This is a genomic window from Collinsella sp. D33t1_170424_A12, from assembly GCF_015554865.1.
GTDB lineage: Bacteria > Actinomycetota > Coriobacteriia > Coriobacteriales > Coriobacteriaceae > Collinsella.
In genome coordinates this window covers 1-7,720 of the sequence record NZ_JADNJJ010000143.1, presented here as the reverse complement: position 1 = coordinate 7,720, position 7,720 = coordinate 1, and the positions used below count along the sequence as shown (strand labels likewise).

The 7,720-nt window shown below is 69.6% G+C and carries 7 protein-coding genes; all 7 read right to left on the bottom strand.

What is annotated here, in order from left to right; genetic code table 11:
• On the bottom strand, positions 1-280 hold a 280-nt coding region (locus I2E26_RS06180; protein ID WP_195420031.1), incomplete at its 3' end, for a hypothetical protein.
• Complete coding sequence (locus I2E26_RS06175) at positions 277-1,302, bottom strand: hypothetical protein (protein WP_195420030.1); 1,026 nt, start codon at positions 1,300-1,302, stop codon at positions 277-279. The genes I2E26_RS06180 and I2E26_RS06175, both read right to left, overlap by 4 nt.
• 167 nt (positions 1,303-1,469) lie before the next feature.
• Positions 1,470-1,937, bottom strand: a complete 468-nt coding sequence (locus I2E26_RS06170; protein WP_195420029.1) for a PTS sugar transporter subunit IIA — start codon at positions 1,935-1,937, stop codon at positions 1,470-1,472.
• Between the two features lie 197 nt (positions 1,938-2,134).
• On the bottom strand, positions 2,135-2,731 hold the full coding sequence (gene recR / locus I2E26_RS06165) for a recombination mediator RecR (RefSeq protein WP_195420028.1): 597 nt from the start codon (positions 2,729-2,731) through the stop codon (positions 2,135-2,137).
• Between the two features lie 3 nt (positions 2,732-2,734).
• On the bottom strand, positions 2,735-3,055 hold the full coding sequence (locus I2E26_RS06160; protein WP_147588777.1) for a YbaB/EbfC family nucleoid-associated protein: 321 nt from the start codon (positions 3,053-3,055) through the stop codon (positions 2,735-2,737).
• Between the two features lie 1,088 nt (positions 3,056-4,143).
• Positions 4,144-6,948: a DNA polymerase III subunit gamma/tau gene (gene dnaX / locus I2E26_RS09100; RefSeq protein WP_229056461.1), complete on the bottom strand. Its 2,805-nt coding sequence runs from the start codon at positions 6,946-6,948 to the stop codon at positions 4,144-4,146.
• A 154-nt stretch (positions 6,949-7,102) separates the two neighbouring features.
• Positions 7,103-7,339 carry a hypothetical protein gene (locus tag I2E26_RS06150; RefSeq protein WP_147588146.1) on the bottom strand — a complete coding sequence of 79 codons (237 nt, stop codon included), beginning with the start codon at positions 7,337-7,339 and terminating at the stop codon, positions 7,103-7,105.
• Between the last annotated feature and the right edge of the window lie 381 nt (positions 7,340-7,720).

Here is a 7,720-nt window from a genome sequence, read left to right as displayed (position 1 = left end):
GCGCCGCGTCGTCGTCAGCGAACAGCGTGATGAAGCGGCGCCGATAGGCGGAGCGCTCGTCATCCGGCATGCGATAGGGTTCTTCGAATTGGTCCAGCCTGATGCGGTGCATGCCCACGGACAGGCCCCACGGATTCCAAGCCGCGGAACCGCGGCGGTCCAGGCGACGGGTGCGCCCCCGTTCGGCACGGGCGAGCGACGAAGCCTCGTCGGTCGCGTCGGCCGAACCCGGCGTACGGTATACAGGCTCCTCCGTCATATCGTCGTGCTGCTCGCTCATAGGACGAAGCCCTCGTAGATCTGCTTGAACTCCGCAAGGAAGATATTCTCGCCGTCCTTCTCGTACAGACGGATCGGCGCCATGAACGCATCGATGTTGCTCGAGGGATCCGGCAGGGGCACGTTGATGTCCCAAGCCTCGCACAGGACGCCGATGTAGTCGCGAAGCAGGCGGTACATGGCGATGATCCTTCCGTGCGGTTTGACGTACTGCGTGCCGCTGTAGGCGGGCGCCTTGTTCACCACGGTATCGAACTCGAGGAGCAGCTCCTCCCAGAGCGCCATGCATTCCGCACGGTGAGCCGCGCGTACATCGTACGCGCCCAGGCAATCGTTGTTGAACCCGCTGGTGGCAGCGTTCACGCGCACCAGGTACGAATCGATGAGCGCCAGGCGCTCCGCCAGGAAGCTGTACATGCGCTCTTCTTCCTCGGGAGAGGCTTCGGGCTTCCCGCCGCCCTGATTGCCCGAGTCGCCGTCCGTCGAGCCGCCGCCCCCGTCCGTGCCGCCGCCCCCGGTCGTGCCGCCGCCGGGCTGGCCGCCGGTGCCGCCGTCGGGTTCAGAGCCCCCTTCGGGCTTCGGATCTACATCGGGCTTGGCGCCGGCATCGGGAGCCTGGGGCTTCTCGACCGAGTTGCCGGCGATATTGGAGATGATACCCTGCAGGGACGCCCCGCCCAGCGTGATGCTGCCGCGCGCGGGCCGCTTACCGGACCCGGAGCCGCTTCCCGCGTCCCCCGCGGACGCCGCGGCATCCCCGGACGCGGCCGCCCCGGCATCGGCGCCCGCGCCCTGCGCGTCGCCCTGGGTAAGCCCTGCAAGGGCCTTATAGAAGAGGCTGTCGTCATCCGCCCGCTGCGCCGCCTGGATGAGCGCCGGCAGCGACGTGGTGTATGCAACGGTCGAAAACGCGAGCACCGTAAACGAAAAGGTGACGAGCCCGATAAGGGACGACGGCAGCGCACCGCGGCGCAGGCGGCGCGGCGCACGGCGGACGGCGCCGTCCTTGCTTGATAGGATCATGGCTTCTCCATGGAAATTGAGTCACAGATGATACTCAGTGTACCTGATTTTCCACCCAGCCGCTCCCCGCCCCAAACCCCTCGGATTAGGGACAGGCACCAATCTGAGGCGCGGTGCGCAAGCCCCTCGGATTAGGGACAGGCACCAATCTGAGGTGCGGCGCGTGCCTATGCCGAAAGGCGGCGCGATAGCAGGTCGAACACCCGGGCGCGCGACTCCGCGGCCACGATGCGCGCCACCAGCTCCTGGTCCTGCATGAGGTCGATCACGCGGCCGAGCATCTCCAGGTGCTCGGCCGCCTCGTTGAGCGCGAGCATCACCACGAGCGACACGGGCGCCGTAGCGCTCGGCGCATCCATGCGCGGCCAGGCAACGGGTGCCGGCAACACGCCCACGCACAGGGCGCCGCGCTCCACATGGCACGGGTCGCAGTGCGGGATCGCCACGTTGATGCCACCCATCTCGAGCGCGGTAGGATACGCGAGCTCGCGCTCGACCACGGCCTGCTCGAAGCCCTCGCGCACGTAGCCGGCAGCGCGCAGCGTGCGCGCGAGCAGCCGCTCGACCTCTTCGACCGTATGGGGCTCCGCGTCGAAGCACACCACCAGTTCTTCGGTGAACGCAAGCGATGCCATAGAGGACCTCCTGGGATCAACAAGTGGATGACAGACCGGGATGCGACGGAAAGGCGGCCGCATGGCACGCGGCGCCGGCTGTTGGCCTTACGGCGCGCGGGGCGGCTGTTGGCCTTACAGCGGGCAACCCGACTGTCAGCCTTACAGCGCACGGGCCGGCTGTTGGCCTTACCGCCGCCCTGCCCCGGCTGTCAGCCTTACAGCGCGCGGCGCGCCTCGATCGCGCGGCCCAGCGTGAGCTCGTCGGCGTATTCGAGGTCGCCGCCCACAGGCAGGCCGCTCGCCAGGCGGCTCACGGTCACACCCAGCGGTTTGATGGTGCGGGCCAGATAGCTCGCCGTGGCCTCGCCCTCGATATTGGGGTTGGTGGCAATGATGACTTCCTCGATGTCCTCGGCGCCCAGGCGCGCGATGAGCTCGCGCACGCGCAGCTGCTCGGGGCCGATCTTGTCCATAGGGCTGATCACGCCGCCCAGCACATGGTAGAGGCCGTGATAGGTACCGGTGCGCTCGATGGCCGAGACGTCGCGCGGCTCGCCCACCACGCAGATGCGCGCGCGGTCGCGCGTGACGTCCTCGCAGATAGCGCACTCGTCCTCGGTGGCGTAGTTGAAGCACCGGCTGCAAAAATGGACCTGCTCCTTTACCCGCAGGATGGCGTGCGCCAGGCGGCGCGCCTCCTCGGCGTCGGATTCGAGCAGGTAGTACGCGATACGCTGGGCCGACTTGGGTCCGATACCCGGAAGCCTGCCCAGCTCATCCAAGAGAATCTGTAGACTGCGGTTTGCCGACATGTCTTAGAACGGCATGCCCGGGATGTTGAGGCCGCCGGTGATGGAGCTCATCTGCTTGCTGGCTACCTCACCCACGCCGCGCACGGCCTCGTTGACGGCGGCCACGATCATGTCCTGCAGCAGGTCAACGTCCTCGGGATCGAGCGCGTCGGGGTCGATGGTGATGGAGACGAGCTCCAGGTCGCCGTTGACGGTGGCCTTGACCATGCCGCCGCCCGCCGAGGCGTCCACGGTGACGTCCTTCATGCTCTCCTGCGCGGCGGCAAGCTGCTCCTGCATCTTGCGCGCCTGCTTCATCATTTCCTGCATGTTCATGCCAGCCATGAAGACTCCTTTTGTAACCGGCGCCCGCAGGGCGCGCTTGCTAAACCGTGCAAATGGTACCACGCGGCGGATACGGGCCGCAGCACGACGACGCAGCGCGCACCGCTCTGTCACATGCGCAAGGACGAACGGATGGGCTTCCGCGCGCATTGCTGACGGCACGGGGCGCCGCCGCGGGCTTAGCGTCAGCTTTCCGGCAGGTATCCGGCCATCCGCGCGCATTGCTGACGGCACGGGGCTCCGCCGCCTGCGTACCGTCAGCCTTCCGGCGGGCATCCGGCTTCCCGCGCGCATTGCTGACGGCAACCGCCACGCGGTCAAAACGGAATGGGACCCGACACCCTCCTGCCGTCAGCCCCGCGGCAGCAACGCGGCCATTCCCGCACATTCCCGACGAGAAGGGAAGCCAGCCGCCGGCTTGGCGTCAGACCCGCGGCGGCAACATGGCTGCCCGCGCGCATTGCTGACGCGAAGCGATGCCAATCGCGGAAAAGTGACGGTAAAGACGGCAGAACAGCAGCGGTGGCGGGATATTTGCGCGGCATCGCGAGCGCGGCGTCAGAGATCCGGCGCCGGCGCGCTCTCCCGCGCAAATTCCTGACGGCAACAGGCTCCGCCGCCAGCTTAACGTCAGCTTTCCGGCGGGCATCCGACCTCCCGAGCGCATTGCTGACGGCAACGGGGGTCCGCCTCCGGCTTAGCGCCGGCTTTCCGACGGGCGTCCCGCCCCCGCGCGCATTCCTGACGGCAACCGCCACGCGGTCAAAACGGAATGGGACCCGACACCCTCCCGCCGTCAGTCCCGCGGCAACAACGCGGCAGCCCCCGCGCATTCCTGACGGCAACGGAAGCCAGCCCGCTCAGGGCATGCGCACGCAGCCCGAAGCAACGTGTCCACAGAGTGCAACGCGTCATATCCATCGGCCCCAAAAGCGTCGCATCCGTCGGCTTCGTCTTTCCACACCCAAACCGCGCCCACATATCCATCGGCCCCAAAAGCGTCGTATCCGCCAGACGCAAAGCGCCCCCGTTTCCGTTGGATACGCGGAAACGGGGGCGCGGGAAGAGCGAATCGAAACGCGGACGGATTACTCGGTCGGCTTGAAGACGACACCGGAGCCGAAGATGTTGTTGATCATCTCCTTGGCCTCATCCTGGTTCTGCGGAACGTCCTCGGCCACCGGGGTGAAGGACGACCAGGGCAGCGCCCCGGGTGCCGCCGCAGGAGCGGGGTTCGGCGTCGCCGTCGACTGCGGGGGGCTCATGGAGCCAGCGGCCGAGTCGGAACCCACCGCGGGCCGCTCGCCAGAAGCGGCGGACGTCGGGGCATCCGGAACGCTCACGGGCGGAACCTCGGAATCGACCTCGTACGCAGCGATGGTCGCATCGTCATAGGGCACCTGCTCGTCCTCCCATGCACGGCGCTGCGCATCGATGTCGGGCTCGGGCACCACCGTCGGTCCGCTCGTGTGATCGGCGATGGCAGCGGGCGCCGCATCGCCAGCTGAAGCCGCGGATGCAGACGTGTCCTCGCCGGCAGAAACGGCGGGCGCCGGGACTCCGGAAGATGCGGCGGAGCCGGACGCGGAATTCGGCACAGCGGCCTCAGGCGAAGCCTTCGCGGGGGCGACGGACCCGGACGCAGCGGGCGCGGCGGGCCCGGGCGCAGCGGGGGCAGCGGGCTCGGGCGCGGCGGCCGAGGCGGGGGTGGCGGAGCCGGGCGCAGCGGGCGCGGCGGGGGCGGAGGACTCGGGGGCAACGGGCTCGGGCGCAACCGGTGCCTGGCCCGCGGCCCTCTCGACAGCCGGCACCGAGTCCACGGCCGCCCGGGCAGCCGGCGCACCGGGCCTGGGCGCAGCCGGAGCCGGGTCCGCAGCAGCCTTGGCCGTCGGAGCCGGCGCGGGCGCGGCGCCCTCCATCACGATCTCGAGCGTGCGAGTGCCGAACTCCTCGTTCACCGCCGGTACCAGAAGGGCGCGAATGTCCTCGCGCGCCAGCATCTTATACGCGAAATCGGACTTGGGGGGCAGCGTCACCGTGAGCACGGTGCCGTCGTCCGATGTCGCGCGCGCATGGAAAAGCAGCCCCGCCGCGTTCGCCTTCTGCGCCGACACGCGCTTCGCCACGGCGCCCCACCTGCGCTGCAGCTCCCCAGCATCCTTCGCCGCGGGCGCGGAGGCGGAGGCCCCTGCGCCGCCGCCGACCGCAGGAGAGGACGTCGTCGCGGCTACACGACCCCGCTGCACGGACGCCGCCGCAGCGGGCCCGGCTGTCGCCGCAGGCGAAGCGACGGACGCCCGGGGTGCAGGCTGAGGCGAAGTCGCGCGGGCCGCACCGGCCGCGGGCGCGGGCGCGGCTACCTGCATACCGCCGGCCATGGCCGAGGCATCCGCGTGCGGCCGGGGCGTCCCGGCAACGGGCGCCGGCGAAGTCGCTGCACGCGGACGCGGGTTCGAGGCCGCCTGGGGCACGGGCGTCGCATGCGGGCCGCGCTCCCACGGAAGCGCCCCGGAGGCCGACGCGGACTGCGGCGCGGCAGCCGGTCCAGCGGCGCGCGAGGTCGGCGCAGCCGGGCCGGCCGCATTCCGGACCGATGCCGCGCCGGCCGGTCGGCCGGTGGCCACCGCGGACCCCCGTCCCGCCATGGCAGCGGGCGCGGCCCCCGCACCCACAGCGGGAGCAGCGCCGGGCATCGACGCCATGGGGGCAGCCGCAACGCCGGACGCCACCTGGGCCTCGAGCCGAGCCAGACGCTCGGCCAGCGCCTCCAGCGTGAGGTCGGCCTCGGGCCGCGCCAGACGCGTGCACGCGACCTCCAGCACCAAACGCGTATCGCTCGCGTTCCTCATCTCCAGCGCAGCGTCGTCGAGCGCCGTGAGGGTGCGCGCCACGCGATCGGCGCTCTCGAACAGCCCCGCCTCGGCAACGAGCTCCTCGACCTCGTCGGGCGTGCCGTCGATCACCCCGGACGCACCGCCAACCAGGCGCGCCGCGTACACGTCGCGCAGGTGCGCCACCAGGTCGCGCGTGAGCTCCATGAGGTCGTTGCCATCTTCCACCTGCGTGCGGATGAGCCCGAACAGCCCCACCACATCGCGCTTGGCAATCGCGCGGGCGAACTCGGCCAGCACGGTCGACGCCACCTCGCCCAGCAGCGAGCGCGCATCGTCCGCAGCAACCGACCCGTTGCCGAAGACCGACAGCTGCTCGAGCGTCGACAGCGCATCGCGCATGCCGCCACGCGCATGCCGCGCCACGATCTCGAGCGCCTCGTCGTCGTACGAGAAGCCTTCCTGCTCGCAGATGAAGCGCATGCGGCCCACGATATCCTCGTTGGAGATGCGGTGGAAATCGAAGCGCTGGCATCGCGACAGGATGGTCTCGGGCAGCTTCTGCGGATCGGTGGTGCACAGGACGAACACCACGTGGCTCGGCGGCTCCTCAAGCGTTTTGAGCAGAGCGTTGAACGCCTGCGTGGTAAGCATGTGGACCTCGTCGACGATGTAGACCTTGTACGCGCCGCGCACCGGTGCGAAGTTCACGGAGTTGATGATCTCCTCGCGCACGTTGTCCACGCCCGTGCGCGACGCGGCGTCGAGCTCGTACACATCCGGATGCGTGCCGGCGGCGATGGCCTCGCACTCGGGGCAGCTACCGCAGGCCATGCAGCCCGATGCGCCCGTGGCGCGCGCGGCCTCGGCCCCCTCGCACAGCAGCGCCTTGGACAGGATGCGCGCCATGGTGGTCTTGCCCGTTCCGCGCGGCCCGCAGAACAGGTAGGCATGGCCCAAGCGCCCCTCGGACACCGCGTGCTCGAGAGTCGACACGACATGCTGCTGGCCCACCACGCTCTCGAAGGTGAGCGGGCGATATTTCCTGTAAAGCGACTCCATGGGACCTCTTCCTCATCCGCTGGACAAAGCGTGCGGGCGCACCGATGGCGCGCACGCGACGCCCTTCGCGCCGCCCCGCGCAAGCGATGGGCGCCCCACCATAATACCGTGCGGGCTGCGGCGCGCACCCGCCGCGACACCGAGCATCTTGGAACTACAGACCGTAGTCGCGCAGACGTCGATCCATCTCTCGAAGCGTTGCCCGCATGGCAAAGAGCTGCTGGTAGGTTGCGCTTTTTGTCTTCCCGGCATCGCGCAAGCCGGCCATGCGGTCGCCGACTTGCGCAAGGTCGCGGCGCACATCCTGCGCGAACGCCTCGAACGCCGCAAGCCGCTCCGCTGCGACCCCCGCATCCGAAGCGCGCCCGTCGCCAGCACCGTTTTCGCTCATTTTGACCTCCCTGGACGCAATGACCCCATGGAGAACGCCCGGTCATTGCGCAAATGTACGATTTTTTCCGACAGCCCAAAGTATCCAACAGTTTACACGCGATTTACCTGCGGTTTCTTCAGCGAAAAATGCCTGTATCCGGCACCTCCAAATATTTTCGTACATTTGCGCGCTTTTGCGCCGGCAGCCCCCGCCCGGCCGCGCCATGCGCGCCTCGCGGCCGATTTCAGCCGAGCGCCCGGCCCGGCCGACCACCCCGCCCGGCCCCGCAGCCCTCCCGGCAGCCCCCGCCCGGCCGCGCCGGCCCTCCCAGCAGCCACCCCGCCCGGCCGCGCCGGCAACTCGCCCGGCCGCGCCGGCCCTCCCCGCTAGCGGGGGCGG

What these genes read in the sequence shown, in the direction of transcription:
- I2E26_RS06160 (WP_147588777.1), bottom strand. Translation starts at nt 3,055, where the DNA reads ATGGCTGGCATGAACATGCAGGAAATGATGAAGCAGGCGCGCAAGATG.
- I2E26_RS06170 (WP_195420029.1), bottom strand. Translation starts at nt 1,937, where the DNA reads ATGGCATCGCTTGCGTTCACCGAAGAACTGGTGGTGTGCTTCGACGCG.
- recR (WP_195420028.1), bottom strand. Translation starts at nt 2,731, where the DNA reads ATGTCGGCAAACCGCAGTCTACAGATTCTCTTGGATGAGCTGGGCAGG.
- dnaX (WP_229056461.1), bottom strand. Translation starts at nt 6,948, where the DNA reads ATGGAGTCGCTTTACAGGAAATATCGCCCGCTCACCTTCGAGAGCGTG.
- I2E26_RS06150 (WP_147588146.1), bottom strand. Translation starts at nt 7,339, where the DNA reads ATGAGCGAAAACGGTGCTGGCGACGGGCGCGCTTCGGATGCGGGGGTC.
- I2E26_RS06175 (WP_195420030.1), bottom strand. Translation starts at nt 1,302, where the DNA reads ATGATCCTATCAAGCAAGGACGGCGCCGTCCGCCGTGCGCCGCGCCGC.